The sequence below is a fragment of the Sphingobium sp. AntQ-1 genome, assembly GCF_028538045.1.
Classification (GTDB): Bacteria; Pseudomonadota; Alphaproteobacteria; order Sphingomonadales; family Sphingomonadaceae; genus Sphingobium; species Sphingobium cupriresistens.
This window is the reverse complement of the sequence record NZ_CP117158.1, coordinates 2717750-2732883: the sequence shown is the minus strand read 5'-3', so window position 1 is coordinate 2732883 and position 15134 is coordinate 2717750. Positions and strand designations below refer to the sequence as shown.

The 15134-nt window shown below is 63.6% G+C and carries 17 protein-coding genes, 1 other RNA gene and 1 pseudogene; 6 read left to right on the top strand and 13 right to left on the bottom strand.

Annotation, left to right across the window (positions count from 1 at the left end; genetic code table 11):
- Window positions 1–140 precede the first annotated feature (140 nt).
- Window positions 141–755 (top strand): superoxide dismutase, encoded by a 615-nt coding sequence (locus tag sphantq_RS13650; RefSeq protein ID WP_272798743.1) that lies wholly within the window; start codon window positions 141–143, stop codon window positions 753–755.
- Between the two features lie 71 nt (window positions 756–826).
- On the opposite strand, the gene sphantq_RS13645 is transcribed toward sphantq_RS13650, so the two are convergent.
- From sphantq_RS13645 to mscL, 12 genes and pseudogenes are all read right to left on the bottom strand, one after another.
- Window positions 827–2350 carry a methyl-accepting chemotaxis protein gene (locus sphantq_RS13645; protein ID WP_272798742.1) on the bottom strand — a complete coding sequence of 508 codons (1524 nt, stop codon included), beginning with the start codon at window positions 2348–2350 and terminating at the stop codon, window positions 827–829.
- Between the two features lie 354 nt (window positions 2351–2704).
- Window positions 2705–3042 (bottom strand): annotated as a pseudogene (locus sphantq_RS13640) ((2Fe-2S) ferredoxin domain-containing protein).
- Window positions 3015–3563, bottom strand: a complete 549-nt coding sequence (locus sphantq_RS13635) for a J domain-containing protein (protein ID WP_066600483.1) — start codon at window positions 3561–3563, stop codon at window positions 3015–3017. The pseudogene sphantq_RS13640 and the gene sphantq_RS13635 overlap by 28 nt, the downstream one beginning before the upstream one ends.
- A gap of 61 nt (window positions 3564–3624) precedes the next feature.
- Window positions 3625–4011: RNase P RNA component class A (gene rnpB / locus sphantq_RS13630), an RNA gene on the bottom strand.
- Between the two features lie 42 nt (window positions 4012–4053).
- Window positions 4054–4752 carry an N-acetylmuramoyl-L-alanine amidase gene (locus tag sphantq_RS13625; RefSeq protein WP_066600480.1) on the bottom strand — a complete coding sequence of 233 codons (699 nt, stop codon included), beginning with the start codon at window positions 4750–4752 and terminating at the stop codon, window positions 4054–4056.
- Between the two features lie 129 nt (window positions 4753–4881).
- Complete coding sequence (locus sphantq_RS13620; RefSeq protein ID WP_066600478.1) at window positions 4882–5760, bottom strand: CheR family methyltransferase; 879 nt, start codon at window positions 5758–5760, stop codon at window positions 4882–4884.
- Window positions 5760–6842, bottom strand: a complete 1083-nt coding sequence (locus sphantq_RS13615; RefSeq protein WP_066604921.1) for a chemotaxis protein CheB — start codon at window positions 6840–6842, stop codon at window positions 5760–5762. The genes sphantq_RS13620 and sphantq_RS13615 overlap by 1 nt, the downstream gene beginning before the upstream one ends.
- Window positions 6843–6908: 66 nt before the next feature.
- Window positions 6909–7274: a response regulator gene (locus sphantq_RS13610; RefSeq protein ID WP_066600476.1), complete on the bottom strand. Its 366-nt coding sequence runs from the start codon at window positions 7272–7274 to the stop codon at window positions 6909–6911.
- Between the two features lie 83 nt (window positions 7275–7357).
- Complete coding sequence (locus sphantq_RS13605; protein ID WP_066600474.1) at window positions 7358–7795, bottom strand: chemotaxis protein CheW; 438 nt, start codon at window positions 7793–7795, stop codon at window positions 7358–7360.
- A gap of 11 nt (window positions 7796–7806) precedes the next feature.
- Entirely contained in the window at window positions 7807–10179 is a 2373-nt protein-coding gene (locus sphantq_RS13600) for a chemotaxis protein CheA (RefSeq protein WP_066600472.1), read from the bottom strand.
- A gap of 214 nt (window positions 10180–10393) precedes the next feature.
- Window positions 10394–10663 (bottom strand): hypothetical protein, encoded by a 270-nt coding sequence (locus sphantq_RS13595; RefSeq protein ID WP_066600470.1) that lies wholly within the window; start codon window positions 10661–10663, stop codon window positions 10394–10396.
- 145 nt (window positions 10664–10808) lie between these two features.
- Entirely contained in the window at window positions 10809–11246 is a 438-nt protein-coding gene (gene mscL / locus sphantq_RS13590; protein WP_066600467.1) for a large conductance mechanosensitive channel protein MscL, read from the bottom strand.
- 103 nt (window positions 11247–11349) lie between these two features.
- On the opposite strand from mscL, the gene sphantq_RS13585 reads away from it, so the two are divergent.
- The 4 genes from sphantq_RS13585 to sphantq_RS13570 are packed head-to-tail and all read left to right on the top strand — an operon-like array spanning window position 11350 to window position 13964.
- Window positions 11350–11952 (top strand): LemA family protein, encoded by a 603-nt coding sequence (locus sphantq_RS13585; protein WP_066600465.1) that lies wholly within the window; start codon window positions 11350–11352, stop codon window positions 11950–11952.
- A gap of 4 nt (window positions 11953–11956) precedes the next feature.
- The gene (locus sphantq_RS13580; RefSeq protein ID WP_272798741.1) at window positions 11957–12748 is read left to right on the top strand and encodes a TPM domain-containing protein; all 792 of its coding nucleotides are present in this window, start codon (window positions 11957–11959) and stop codon (window positions 12746–12748) included.
- Window positions 12748–13425, top strand: coding sequence for a TPM domain-containing protein (locus tag sphantq_RS13575; protein ID WP_272798740.1), 678 nt, complete (start codon window positions 12748–12750; stop codon window positions 13423–13425). Before sphantq_RS13580 ends, sphantq_RS13575 begins: the two co-directional genes overlap by 1 nt.
- Window positions 13422–13964: an NUDIX hydrolase gene (locus sphantq_RS13570; protein ID WP_066600459.1), complete on the top strand. Its 543-nt coding sequence runs from the start codon at window positions 13422–13424 to the stop codon at window positions 13962–13964. Before sphantq_RS13575 ends, sphantq_RS13570 begins: the two co-directional genes overlap by 4 nt.
- 38 nt (window positions 13965–14002) lie before the next feature.
- Here the strand turns inward: sphantq_RS13570 and sphantq_RS13565 are convergent, their stop codons facing one another.
- Window positions 14003–14455, bottom strand: coding sequence for a DUF6456 domain-containing protein (locus sphantq_RS13565; protein WP_066600456.1), 453 nt, complete (start codon window positions 14453–14455; stop codon window positions 14003–14005).
- 99 nt (window positions 14456–14554) lie between these two features.
- Between sphantq_RS13565 and sphantq_RS13560 the strand changes: the two genes are divergently transcribed.
- Window positions 14555–15118: a helix-turn-helix domain-containing protein gene (locus tag sphantq_RS13560; RefSeq protein ID WP_272798739.1), complete on the top strand. Its 564-nt coding sequence runs from the start codon at window positions 14555–14557 to the stop codon at window positions 15116–15118.
- The last annotated feature ends 16 nt before the right edge of the window (window positions 15119–15134 follow it).

Genomic DNA, 15134 nt, shown 5'->3' with positions numbered 1-15134 from the left:
AGGCACATATCTGTTTTCTTGGGCGTTGGGGGAGCATATGGGAAGCGGCGGAGGCGTCCACGCCCCGCATGGACCATATGACCAATCGGCCGCTCCGACCCGCGTGCGGCCGCCCCATAACGAACCCGAGGAGTTCCGCCATGGCTTTTGTTCTGCCCGACCTGCCCTATGCCAAGGATGCTTTTGGCGACATCCTGTCCGTCGAAACCTTCGATTTCCACCATGGCAAGCATCACAACGCCTATGTGGTAAAGGCCAATGAACTGGTCGCCGCCGACGCCAGCCTTCAGGGCAAGTCGCTGGTCGAACTGATCAAGTCGGCCAAGGGCGGCCTGTTCAACCAGGTCGGCCAGATCTGGAACCACACATTCTACTGGCAGTCGCTCTCGCCGACCAAGACCGCGCCGACCGGCGAACTGCTGGCCAAGATCGAAGACGCCTTCGGCTCGGTCGATGCGCTGATCGAAAAGCTGAAGGCGGAGGCCGTCGGCCATTTCGCCAGCGGCTGGGCCGCACTGGTCCTCAAGGACGGCAAACTGGAAGTGACCAGCTATCATGACGCCGACACCCCTGTCGCCCATGAAGGCCATGCGCCGCTGCTGATCGTCGATGTGTGGGAACATGCCTATTATATCGACTATCGCAACCTGCGCCCCAGCTATGCCGATCGCATCCTCAAGGAAGCGATCAACTGGGACTTCGCAGCGTTGAACCTGGACGGCGAAGGCGCCGACCGCGCCGACCAGCCAGGCTGATTGAAAAAAAGGGGGGGCGGTCGCATGACCGGTCCCCCTTTTTTATGCGGCGTGTGGCTGGAGCGATCTGGTCAGGCCGCTTCCAACTGCGCGACAAATTGTTCCGCCGCTCGCTGCAACGCTTTGGCCGTTTGCGACAAACTCGATGCGGCGCTGGAAACGCGCCCCGACAGGCTTTCCGTGTCGCGCGCGACATCGGCCACCCCTTCCATCTGCCGCGTCATGATGGCGGCGTCCTGCGCCGTATCACGCGCCGATTCACCGATAGCGCTGGTCGCATCGCGCTGATCGACGACCGCCCGCTGGATGTCCTCCGCCGCGTCCGCCAGTTGTTCGACGGCGCCGGCGACGTCGGACAGCGCCTCGCGCGCGACGCCAGCCCCCTCACGGGCGGACCAAGCCAGAGCGTGAATTTCGCCGGTCGCGTTGGCGGCCTGACCCGCCAATTGCTTCACTTCTCCGGCCACTACGGCGAAACCGCGGCCGACCTCCCCGGCACGCGCGGCTTCGATCGTGGCGTTGAGCGCCAAAAGATTGGTGCGCGCGGCAATATCCGTGATGGAATTGGCGAAACTAGTGATCGATGTGGTGCGATCCTCCAGATCGTGCACGGCCTGATGCCCTTTAGTCGATACGCGCTGCGCTTCGCCGCCCAGCATCGCCTGCTGGTGCGAGGCGGATGCGATGGCGGTGATCGATTCCGACAACTGGTCGATCCGTCGGGCCAGCATGGTCGCATTGGCGGAAGATTGTTCGGCGATCGCCACCGTCTCTGCGGTGCCCTCGCTCGCACGCTGGGCCAATTGATTGAGTTGCCGGGCCGAATCGTCAAGTTCTTGGGCAGCAGCACCAACCGCGCCCACGATTTCCGCCACTGAATGGCGGAAATCTCCGACCAGCGTCAGCGTGGCCGCCCGCCGATCCGTAGCCATGCGGGCCTTTTCCGCCTCTTGCTGTTCGCGCAGATGCGCAGCGCGTGTCTCCAACTCGCTGCGCGCCGTCATCGCCGCTTCCGCAGCATGACGCCCCTTTTCGGCTTGCTGGGCCAATTGCCCGGCCTGCGCCACATGCCCGTCTAGAGCCAGCAGCATCGCGCGCAACCGAACGGTCAGGTAGCATAATATGGCCGCTTGCAGCACGACCGCCACGCCGTGGATCGTGACGCGACCGATATTGGCATTGTCCGGAAATACCCAGGTCGGCAGGAACAGGCTGAGCGCCAGATGATGGGCAGCCGTAAGCGAAGCCGCCAGCAGGATCGGCTGCCAGTCGTAGAGCAGCGCCAACCCCGCCAGCGCCACGAAGAAGAACATATGGCCGTCCATCTGCCAGCCATAGCCAGACAGCAGATACAGCCCGATCGCCGGTTGCACGGCGGCCAGCGTACCCATGGCCAGACGCGCTTCGAGGTCGCGCCGCTCCCGCATCACGCGGATGGTCGGCAGCGCATTGACCAGTGCGGACAGGAACAGCGCGCGGCCACTATGTTCCCCCCCTAGCAACAGGCCCGCGAGGCCGATCGCCACGGTCCAGATCCAGTTGGCGAACAGGAGAATGCGCAGCCCCTGCAGTCGCAATCGATCCAGGCTGGTCATCGCGCTCACCGAGCCGGTGCTCCGCAACCGCTCATTTGCGTCGACAAGGCGACTATTCCGCGGCGCAGCAGCGCAGGGGCCAGTTCGCCCCGCCTGCCTTCGACCAGCAAGGAGCCTGTCCAAGGGCCTTTCGCGACCAGCCTGGCGCCATTGGCGATAGCGATGGACGCTAGCGCGCGCCTTGCCCCGTCGGTCAATGGCAGCAGGACCATCCGGCCGCTCGTCGGCGGAACAGCATATAGCCCCAGAAGACCAAACAGGATCAGGCCGCATTGCCCCGCCAAGGGCAGGATGCAGCGATAGGGGGCAACCAGCTTCATTCCACCCGAATAGGATATATTGGTAAGGAAAATGTTAAGGATGTTCGGACGCGTTCAAACCCAGAGTTTCCGCCAGTTCATCCAGGTCGGCGCCCGGCCGGACCAACAACCATTCGCGGCTTGCCGCACCATCCACCACGGTCACGGCGCCCTTGGGACATATGCCCAGGCATTTCACCTCAAGCACGCCTGCCGCCGCCTTGCGCCCCGTCTTCAAGGACAGATGCTTGCGTAGCGCCTTGGCCAGTCGTTCGCCCCCACCGGACCGAAGCCACCGTCCAGCTTCTTGGAACATTTGCGGCAGACCAGCGCCACATTGGACCAATTCGACCGGACCTGATCCTTCAAGCCTCCGCTCCGCGCGGTTTCCAGGTCCGACGCTCTTCGGCCGCACGCAGCACCTCGTAAGCGGCTTGGATCGCCTGGAACCGGACCGCCGCGTCGCTGTCTCCAGGCTTCACATCAGGATGATAGGCTTTGGCGAGCCGCCGCCAGTTCTTCTTCACATCCTCGAAACCGGCGTCGTCTTCCAGCTCCAATGCCTTAAGCGCATGAAGTTCGTCGCGGGATCGGCTCCCATCGCCCGGCCCGCCCCAGCCATGATAGGCGCTTGACTGGTAACCGCCCGCCGCCCGCCGCTCTGTCTTCTCGCGGGCCGCCCGCTCTTCCTCGTCCAACCCCTGAAAATAATCCCAATTACGATTATACTCGCCGGCATGGTCAGCGCAGAAATACCAGCGCTCCGGGCTGTTGGGCGATTTGGGCGCAGGGCAGTCGCCTGGCTTGTCGCAACCGAAGCGATCGCACATGCGCACGCGCTGCGCTTCACGCGCCGCGCCATAGGCGCGCCATCGCGGAAATCCCCAGTCATTGGATCGGCTGTGTCGTGCCATATTGCCGAATTAGGGAATAAGCGGGAGAAACGCTACCCCGCCTGGGGATTTCGAACAGGAAAATGCCAGAGGGCCTGTAAGCCGGGTTCTGTCCACCCTGTTTCCAAGGATAGGCGACCATTCCTCTAGGGAACGGATTGCTCCGCTCCTCAAGCAACCAACCCGGACGGTCTCGGCCGAAACAGGCCTAGCGGTCAAGCCGCGCGCCGCCCCTATTCGGTCTTGCTCCCGGTGGGGTTTACCGTGCCGCCTTGCGTTGCCGCAGACGCGGTGCGCTCTTACCGCACCCTTTCAATTTCGCTTAGCCGAAGCTGTAGCGACCTGCTTTCTGTTGCACTGTCCCTTGGATCACTCCAGCCGGTCGTTAACCGGCACCGTTATTTCGTGGAGCCCGGACTTTCCTCGCCGTGGCGGTTACCCGCCACGCCGCGGCCGCCCGGCCCTCTGGCGAAACGGGCCTTAGACCTATTTTCCGGCTTCGTCATCCCGCTTATTCATCGCCGCGCGGTTTGGGCAGCAGCAGCGCCAGCAGGATGGCGCGACATTCGCCGTCGACCACGCCGTCGATCAGTTCGGGACGGAAACGACGCTGGAAAGCCACCACCGCCGCCTGCGGATCGGCAATGTCATAACCGAAGCGCTCAAGCGCCAGCATGAAGCCGCCGTCGGTCCAGTGCGGGTCCATCAGATTCTTGGTGGGCCGCGGCAGGGCCAGGCGCAGGCGCGCAAGTTGCCCCCAAGGAAAAAGTTCGCCGGGATCCTGCTTGCGCGCGGGCGCGATGTCGCTGTGGCCCACGATGTTGCCGCGGGTGATGCGATGGCGCTGAACGATTTGATGGACCAGCGGGATCAGCGATCCCATCTGCGTTTCCGGGAAAGGCCGATAGCCCCATTCATGCCCCGGATTGACAATCTCTATGCCGATACTCGCAGAATTGACGTCATCAACGCCGCGCCAGTGCGATCGACCCGCGTGCCAAGCGCGCTTGGCTTCATCAACCATGCGGATGATCTGCCCGTCCTCCGTCACGACATAATGGGCCGATACTTTCGATTCGGGATTGGCCAGCCAATTGATGGCGCTCGCCGCATCGGGCATACCGGTATAGTGCAGCACCAACATGGAGATGGGCAGGCTGCGCTCGTCGAAATTGGGCGACGGCGTTTCGATCATCGGCATGTCGGTCATCGGGAAAGGCCAGTCACTTGCAGCTGCTCGATCATCGCACCCTTCCGGCGCGCCTCTTTGGCGCCCTGAACGCGACAATGACTTAGACCGGCCCGGCAATCAAGCAGGGTTAATATGAGCGAAGCCGCGTCAGCCCGTCCGGCGCATCGGCCCACCGGCGCAATTGGGCGTTAGCGCCTTGCGGGCATAGCCGCCGCGAAATTCGGGATGGGACAGGAAATCGTCGCCTTGCCCGATCACCGTCTCCCCCGCGCCCAGCAGCAGGACCGACCCGGCATGGCTGTGTCGGGCCAGCAGGCGCAACACGTCCCCGCGCCGTTCCGGCGTGAAGTAGAGCAAGACATTGCGGCACAGCAGCAAGTCATATTCGCCCGATGGCGCGCGCGGATCGAACAGATTGTCATGCCGAAAATCGATCATCCGGCGCAGATCGGGGCTGGCGCGCCAATCCTCGCCATGCGGTTCGAACCATTTGATGAGGTCGCCGACAGCCAGACCGCGTTGCACGTCCATCTGCGAAAAGATGCCGGCGCGCGCCTGTTCGATCGCGGCCGTGGAAATATCCGTCGCCAATATCTCGATGCGCCACCCCTGCCAGCGCGCCGTGTCGTTACGCAGGCGGATCGCCAGCGAATAAGCCTCCTGTCCGGTCGAGCAGCCCGCGCTCCAGATCCGCAATGTGCGATCCTGCCGATCCTCCTGGATACGCGGCAGTATCTGGCGATGGATCATGTCGAAAATCTGGAGGTCGCGGAAGAAGCTGCTTTCATTGTTGAGCAGCGCATTGACCACATCCTCGTCCAGGCGCGGGTCGCGCTTGCGCAACAGCATCGCGGCCAGATCGTCGATATCCTGCAACCCATGCGCGCGCAGAATCGGCCGCAGGGCGGTCTCCATCCGCCATGCCCGGCCTTCCGACAATATCTGGCCTGTTCGCGCCTCCAGAAGCCCGGAGAGTATCCGCGCGGCGCCCTGGAAAATGGCGGCTCCGGCTGGTGGCAACGGCATCAGGCGGTGACCTTCCCGCGACGCGCGACAAAATGCATCATCGCCAGCGGCTCCATGACTGCGCAGGTGAGCCCCGCTCCCGCGACCGATCCCGGCATACCCCATACGACGCTGCTCGCCTCGTCCTGGGCGATGATCCAGCCACCAGCCGCGACAATCTCGCGCGCGCCCAGCGTACCATCGCGCCCCATGCCGGTCAGAACGATCCCGGCCGCACCGGCACCGTAAACCTCCGCCATGCTGGCGAACATCGGATCGACGCCGGGCAGGTTGCCGGTTGGCGTGCGTTCAGGATTGAGGATGATCATGGCTCGACCATGTAGGCCGCGCCGCAATTGGATATTCGCGTCGCCGGGCGCGACATAAACGATATCGGGCATCAGCAGATCGCCGGTTTCCGCGACCTTCACCCGCAGGCTGGTCATGCGCGACAGTTGCTGCGCGAAATAGACGGTGAAGCTGGCGGGGAGATGCTGAGTCAACAGCAACGGCACGCCCAGCGGCGCGGCCAATCCCTGAAACAGCTGGCCCAGGGCATGGATGCCGCCGGTCGATGCCCCAATGCCGATACAGGCAAGCGGCGCGGCGGCCGGGTTAATGGGCGGAGAACTGGTGAGACGCGGCAAGGGCGGAGCCACCGGTCGATCGCCAAACAACCGGTTCAACCGGTCGATCAATGCCTGGGGGAATTGTTCGCCAAAGCTGCCGCTGCCGGGCTTGGACACGATGTCGCTGGCGCCCAGCGCCAGCGCCTCGATCGCGGCGGCGCTGCCTTCCTCGCATTTGCCTGACAGGATCGCGACCTTCACGGCCGGATTGGCCCGCAGTATCTGCGGCAAGGCAGCCAAGCCGCTCTGGCCCGGCAATTCAATGTCGAGCAGCACCAGATCCACCGCATGTTCGGCCAGATAGCCCAGCGCATGTTCGGCGCTGTTCGTCTTGTGCACCACGCTATAGCTTGAATCGCCATTGAGAATGCGTTCGATGACCGTCCGCACGACTACCGAATCATCCACAACCAACGTGCGAACGGCATGTTGTTCACTGATGCGGCTGGATGGTATCGGCATGATCGCGTTCATCATGGGCTTTCTGCGCGGAAGGATCAGATGGAAATCGGGCACTCATGGGTCAGCGGGCAGGCGCCGCTAGATCACCCCGACGATCGCCAGCTTGCTTTCCAATGTCTCCCGATCGAACGGCTTCATGACATATTCGTCGGCGCCGGCCTCGACCGCCGCCTTGATATGGCTGATCCCGTTTTCCGTGGTGCAGAAGATGATCTTGGGTCGCGCCGCCATTTTGGCGGTGGAAAGCGCCTGCAGGAATTCCATCCCGCTCATGATTGGCATGTTCCAGTCGAGCAGCACCACATCGGGCGGAGAGGCTTCGCACTGGGTGAGCGCGTCCTGCCCGTCCACCGCCTCGCTGACCGTCAGGTCCAGGGATTCCAGAATATGACGGGCAACCTTGCGGATGACCTTTGAATCGTCGACGACCAGGCAATTCTTCATGAAGCGTCCCTTAGGTTTTTGCGTCCCGTTTCAGCGGGCTTAACCGGCAAAGCCAAGTATTTGGTAAACGAGCCGGGCATATTTTACGCCGCCTGCGCGAGCGCCCCGCCCTCGATGAACGCAGCCAGCGACACCAGGAGCCAGGGATGGCCATCATGTTCAACCAGAGCGCGGGCATAGGGCGCCCAGGCCGGATCGAGTTGACCGCGCAACGGCAGTTCCCCTTCCGGCACGCGACAGATATCGGACACGCCATCCACCATCAGGCCATAGCTGTGGCCGCTGATATTGGCGATGATGGCCAGGCCGCGCCGCGCCGCCGGCGTCGCCCGACCATGGATCAGCGCAGCGACATCGATGATAGTGAGCACCCGGCTCCGCAGCGCGGACAGGCCGGCCACATGCGCGCCCATGCCGGGGACGGGGGATATGTCGGTCAGGCGAACGACCGCCTCGACCTCGCCGGTTTCGACCGCAATTCGCGTGTCGGCCAGCGTCGCGAGAAGATAGAGCTGATCCATGGCCGCGTTCCTTATGCCCGCCGACCGGCGATCGCCGCCATCAGCGCATCTTGGTCATAGCGATAAATACTGCCGTCCTGTGGCCCGGTCGGACGAGGCGAGGCGCGCAGATGCACGACACGGCATCCCATGATTTCCGCCGCCTGCGCGGCGTCCGCTTCCGTACATAGCACCACGTCGTCAGGATCGACGGCGCAGTCGCCGGGCAGGCCCAAAACCACCTCATGCCCCGCCTGGCGCAGCAAGGGTGCCAATATCTCGCGCGTCCAGCCATCGCCACTGTCGGCCAGCACGCACCGTCCCCGCGCACGTTCGACCAGCGCTTCTTCGGGAAGTCCGGCGAAAAGCGCGAACGGATTGATGACTTCCAGATGCTCGCCATCGACCACGGCGACACCGCTCAACATACCATGCATCGCCACCATGTCGGGGACGGCCGGCATCTGGACGATGTCCAGTACGGCCGCCACCGGATAGCAAGCCTCTCGCCGATCGTCGCGTAAACGCAGCGCGGACACCTTGGCCCGATCGAACTGCGACAGTCCGTTGGCGACGGGCACCAATCGCTCGTCGAGCCGCACGAAGGCGCGGCCACCCGACCGGCCAAACAGGCCCGCGTCGATATCTTCCACCCGTTCGATCAACGATAATTTTAATAGGCGGCGTTCGCCCGACAACTCCTCGAAACGCAGCGCCGCGACCATTTCGACGCCGGCTTGTGCGTCCGCTTCCTGACCCTGCTGCCGCGCCGCGCGATCATCGATAATGTTGGGCAGGCGCGCCGCATTGGCCAGACCCGCCGCGTCGAGCAACAGCATCGGCTTGCCATTGTCAGGCAGAGTCATGCCAGCATAGACCCCCGTAGCCATCACCAGCGGAGAAGCCGGGCGAATCACCAGTTCCTCATGATTGTCGACCGCCGATACGCCCATGGCGAAGGGCACGCCGGTTGCCGATCGCACCACCATGATGGCGCGCGGTCCCTGCTGCACCGGCTTTTCCATGCCCAGCACATCCTCCAGATCGACCATCGAATGACGGATCGCACGGATCGTCGCGATCTTCGCGCCGCCGACTTCGCTGATGTACAGCGTCTCATTATTGTCGTGCAGGATTTCGACCACGGCCGAACGCGGAATCGCAAAATGCTGGCCGCCGGCCCGGACGATGAGCCCCGGAATGATGGTCAGGGTCAACGGCACGCGCAGCGTGATGCACAGCCCCTGCCCCGGATGATTGTCGAGCGCGATAACCCCGCCGATACGCTCCACATTGGCGCGCACCACATCCATGCCGACGCCGCGGCCTGAAATCGCAGTCACCTGATTGGCGGTCGACAGGCCAGCCTGGAAAATGAGGTCGAGCCTGTCCTCTTCGGACAGACGCTTGGCCGCCTCCGGGGTCAACCGGCCTGCGGCGATCGCCTTGTCCACCAGACGCGCCGTATCGATGCCCGCCCCGTCGTCGGCGATCGCGATGACGATCTGGTTGCCCGACTGGCGCGCCTCCAGCCGCAATCGGCCAGCGTCCGGCTTGCCGGCGGCGCGGCGCTTTTCCGGCGTCTCGATGCCATGATCGATGCTGTTGCGCACGATATGAGTGAGCGGGTCGACGACCATCTCCACCATCTCGCGGTCCATTTCGACATCGCCGCCTTCCAACGTCAGGTCGATGCGCTTGCCAAGATCGCGGCCAAGATCGCGCACCATGCGCGGAATGGCGGCGAACAGGCGATCCACCCGCTGCATCCGCGTTTTGGATATCACATCGCGCATGTCGGCCACGCAGGTCGACAGGCGTTCGAACACATTGTCCAATTCAGGATCGGCGGATCGTTCGCGCAGCTTGCGCGACAATTCATTGCGCGCCAGCACCATGTCCGACACGCCGTTCATCAATTGATCGATCAGGCTGAGCGGCAGGCGGATCGTCCGCGGCCCCGATTGCACTCCGCCCTGGCGAGCCACCGCGACCGAGGCGGCCACCGCCTGGACCGCCGGTTCAGCGACATCGGCGGACGAAATGCTCAGAGCGCCGATCAGAAAATCGTCATTCTCGCTGGGCAGGGCCGCCCCGATGGCCACCGCCTCGGTCAGTTCGCCGATCCGGTCCATGATGCCCAGCACGGCGCTGACAGTCGCAGGGTCCGCCCCGCGCTTACCCGCGCGAATTTCGGACAGCACATCCTCGGCCGCGTGGCTCAATCGCTCGAAACGCGGCAGATTGAGGAAGCCGCAGCTGCCCTTTACCGTGTGGAAAAAGCGGAAAATGGCATCCAGCCGGTCCCGGTCCGATGGGTCGGCTTCCCAGGCGACCACTTCGCCTGCGAGAGCCTCCAGCGTTTCCTGCGTCTCGGATATGAATTCCTGAAGTAGTTCGTCCATTCCCAATCGGCCCCACGGATGCGCGCACGGGCACCATGGCGGGGCGTGGTTAAAGGGGCGTTAAAGGGGCAACGAAACGCGCAAGGATTACGCGCAAAAAGGGCGTCGCGCACAGACGCGACGCCCTTGTCGGCTCGGCTAGAGTGATTTCCAATCGGATGATACCATCTGAAAACACGGAAATCGCAAAAATCCGATAATCTAGACCTGCTGCTTATTGCTGCTTTTCTACGGCATCCTCAGCCTTGTCGCCCGCTTCGCGGGTGGCGTCGGCCTTGTTCTCCAGCGCGTCGGCAGCATTTTCAGCCGCGCTTTCGGCATTGCCGGTCAGATTGTCGGCCATGGCTTCCATGTTGTCGGCCTGGTTGTCGAGTGCGTCCGCCTGATTCTCGTAAGCATTCTCGACCTTATTTTCCTTCGCGGAATCGCACGCGGCGAGCGCGACAAGGCTGGCAAGGCCAAGGACTGTGACGAAAGTTTTCACGGCGTGTTCTCCTGTTTGCGCCCCCAGGGGCTGACGTCATTCGGCACAGGTACAGATGGTGCGAAGCCACCTGAAACCCTGACGCCGATCAACCGGCCGCCGACGCGATGGTTCCCATAGACGCCTCGTTTCGTCGCAAAAACGATTATTTTTTAAGCGAATCCCGGATTTCGCGCAGCAACAGGACATCCTCCGGCGTCGGCGCGGGTGCGGCGGCTTCCGGCTCCGGCTTGGTCGTCAGCTTGTTCATCGCCTTGACCAGCAGGAAAATGATGAAAGCCAGGATGATGAAATTGACCAGCACGGTCAGGAACTGCCCCCAGCCGAACATCGCGACGCCCGCCGCTTTCAGGTCGGTATAGCTTTCGGGATTGCCCTTGAAGCCTGCGGGCAATTCGCCCAGCCGCACGAAATAGCCCGAAAAGTCGGCGCCGCCGAAGATATAGCCGACCACCGGCATGATGAGATCGTCGGTCAGCGACTTGGTGATGGTGGCGAAGGCGCCGCCGATAATCACACCGACGGCCAGATCCATCACATTGCCGCGGTTGATGAAGGTCTTGAATTCGGAAATCAGCCCCATCGGGAACTCCTTGCCTTATATATGATAATATCAGGATGGCCCGTTGCGCCGTTAAGGACAACGCCCTATTTCCACAAGCGAAACAAAAAGCCGAGGATGTTCCATGACGCTCCTGCGCCGCTTCTCTAAAATTCTGCTGCCGCTGTTCGGGGCGCTTGCCCTGTCCGCCTGCGGCATCAACAGCGTTCCCACCGCCGAAGAAGAGGCGAAGGCCAAATGGGCCGACGTCCAGGCGCAATATCAGCGCCGCGCCAATCTAACCGGCAATCTTGTCGCGACGGTGAAGGCGGCGGGCAAGCAGGAACAGGCGACGCTGACCGCCGTCACCGAAGCCCGCGCCAAGGCGTCGTCGGTGCAGGTGAGCGCCGACGATCTGTCCGACCCAGCCAAGGTCGCGCAATTCCAGGCGGCCCAAGCGCAGTTGAGCCAGGGATTGGGACGTCTGCTGGCCACGGTCGAGGCTTATCCTGAGTTGAAGACCAACGAGAATTTCCTGCAACTTCAGTCCCAGTTGGAAGGCACGGAAAACCGCATCGCCGTAGCCATTCGCGACTATAATGGCGCGGTGCAGGCCTATAATACCCGCATCCGCACCTTCCCCGACGCGATCGGCGCCAAGCTGATCCATGGCGCGAAGCCCATGACCCCGTTCCAGGCCACTACGCCGGGCGCGGAGGAGGCGCCGAAGGTCGACTTCGGCAACTGATCGGATGCTTCGCCGCCTGGTCCTGATCCTCACGCTGCTGGCGCTCGCGCCGGCGGCGTGGGCGCAGAGCTTTCCCACCTTCGATGACAAGGGCGTGGTCGATGCCGCGAACCTGCTCGACCCGGCGCAGGAACAGGCGCTCAGTCAGAAATTGATCGCGCAGAAAAAGGCGAGCGGCCGCTCGCTCGTCGTGGCGACGATTCCCGATCTTCAGGGCTATGACATAGCCGACTATGGCTATCGCCTGGGTCGCGCCTGGGGCATCGGCGACAAGGACAGCAACGGCGCGCTGCTGATCGTCGCGCCGGCCGAGCGCAAGATACGGATCGAGGTCGGCTATGGCCTGGAGGGCGTGCTGACCGACGCGCTGTCCTCGCAGATCGTTCGCAACGCCATCGCCCCGCGTTTCAAGGCTGGGGACATGCCGGGCGGTATCGATGCAGGGGTCGATCAGATCTCTGGCCTGCTGGCCCTGCCACCGGATCAGGCCAAGGCGCGCGCCGCCGCCGCCGAGGCGGATGCCCGAAAACAGGATGACGAGGGCGGCGCGATCATCGGCTTCTGGATCATATTGTTCATCATCTTCTTCGTCGCCCTTCCCCTCCTGTCGCGCGCTCGCGGCGGGAAGCGTTATGCTCGCGTCGGCGGAAGCGCGCCCATCATTCTCTGGGGGCCAAGTGCGGGCAATTCAGGCTGGGGATCAGGCGGTGGCTCCGGTTGGAGCGGCGGCGACGGCGGTGGCGGCTTTTCGGGCGGCGGCAGCTTCGGCGGCGGCGGCGCATCGGGGGACTGGTGATGCAGCTTCATTTGACCAAAGCCGACCATGACCTTGTTTCGGCCGCCGTGGCGAGCGCGGAAGCGCATACGTCGGGCGAAATCATGACCATCGTCGCGCGGCGATCCGACAGCTATCATGACGTCGGCCTGAGCTGGGCAGCAGCGGCCATATTCATCGCGCTGGCGGTGATAGCCGCCTTCCCCGCGCCTCTACGCGCCTTCCTGTCCGCGCTGCTGCTCGACTGGGAACATGAACTGGCCGACTGGAAGCTGCTGACGGGGTTACTTGGCATCCTCACCCTCAAATTCCTGGTCGTGCGCTATCTGTTGGCGATCATGCCGCTCCGCATGGTCATGACCCCGCGCGCGACCAAGGCGCGGCGGGTGCGGCGGCGCGCCATCTTGCTGTTCCGCACCGCCGCCGAAGCGCGCACGCATGGGCGCACCGGCGTGCTTATATATCTGTCGCTCGATGAGCATCGCGCCGAAATCGTCGCCGATCGCGCGATCAACGAAAAGGTGTCGGGCGAAGCCTGGGGCGATGCGATGGCCGCGCTCATAGAGGCGATCCGCGCCGGTCATGCGGGCGAGGGTCTGGCCGAGGCGGTGCGGCAGGTCGGCGTCGTGCTTGCCGGCCACTTCCCGCGCGCCGATGACGACATCAACGAATTGCCCGACAGGCTGATCGAATTATGACCGACCCCGACCACAGCGCGCCCGAAGAAGTGATGTGGGCGGGGCGCTTCATCACTGCTAAGAGGCGCGGCAAGTGGGAATATGTCGGGCGGGCACGCGGCATTCACGCTGCCGTCATTCTGGCGATCGACGAGGCGGACGACGGCCCGCATGTCCTGCTGGTCGATCAATATCGCGTGCCTCTGGGTCGCCGTTGCATCGAATTGCCCGCCGGCCTGGTCGGCGATCATGAGGAAGGCGAAGAGGCCAGTATCGCGGCGGCGCGCGAATTGGAGGAGGAAACCGGCTTCCGCCCAGACCGTCTCGAATCGCTTGGGCAATATTACAGCTCCCCTGGGATGGTGTCGGAAAGCTTTACCCTGTTCCGCGCGCGCGGCCTGGAGAAGACCGGCGAAGGCGGCGGGGTGGACGGTGAAGACATCCACGTCCATCGCGTGCAGATCGCCACCCTGCCAGACCAGATCGCCCTCTGGCGAGAACAGGGCTATGCGATGGATGTGAAACTGCTTTTGCTATTGGGCGCGGGCATGATCGCCTGACAGAGTCGCATGGGCCGCGGATCAGTGTCGGCGTCGCATCACGACACGCGATACCATCCGGCCACCCTGTCGAGCGCCAGCGTCAGAACCAGCTTGCCTGCCCGACTGGGCCAGCCGAGCGCTTTTTCGGCAGCAACCAGCCCCTCGCCCGCACAGGCGACACGCCACAATATGTCGGCCAGGCCAGGCCCGGCCGCCGCGATCGCACCGTGGAACCGTTCGCGCGCCGACAATTGCGCCAGAGTGGGATCGCCCGCCCCTCCCCCGCTATTTGCGCTGCGTGGCGCGGCATCCCAACGCATGGTGACCCGCGCACCCAATCCAGCCCTTTCCCAATCACGGCGCAGCATATCGCCGGCCAAATAGTGGCGCTCGCTCAACAACCCCCGCGCATGCAGCCAGGCGAGGGGCGATTCGCCGACATGCACCAGCACGGCCTGGGTTTGTCCTTCGGGGTCTTCGATCATCTGCTCGATATGGGTGGCGGCCATCTGCCTCTCCTGCCTGACGGGAATCGATACGGAAAGCCTTGCCATGTGGGATAGTTTGTAGGAAAGAGAAAACCAAATAGGTTCTATTTCGAGGTGCAGATGATTACCCGCATCCGCGAGGTCCGCAAGGCGAAGGCGCTTACGCTGGAACAGGTTGGCGCGCTGTGCGATCCACCGACCACCGCCCAGACGATCGGACGACTGGAAACAGGCACGCGCACCGTATCGGTCAAATGGCTCAACCGGATCGCGCTGGCATTGGGCGTCACGATCGCCGAACTGGTGGCGCTGCCGGGACAGGCCGACATAGCGGTCGCCGCCTTGCTCGGCCCCGACGGCGCGCGCGCGCCGACCCGGCCGCTCGCCTTTCCGTCCCCAATCGCCTCCGACGGAATGGTTGGGGTGCATGTCAGCGCCAGCATCGGCGATTATCGCAGCGGGGACGCGATCTGGTGCCGCCGCATCGCGCCAGAAGAGTTTTCCGCAGCACTCAATCGCGACATATTATTCCCCCGGCCAGCCGGCCGTTTCCTGTTCGGTCGGCTGATCGGCCGGGAAGGCGACCGCCTGCAACTTCTCCCGCTGGGTGCTGGCGCGCGCCAGTTGGTGCTGACCGATCCGCCATGGGCCGCGGTGGCGGTGCAACTCGTCCGACGCCTCTAGCCAAGGCGGCACGAGG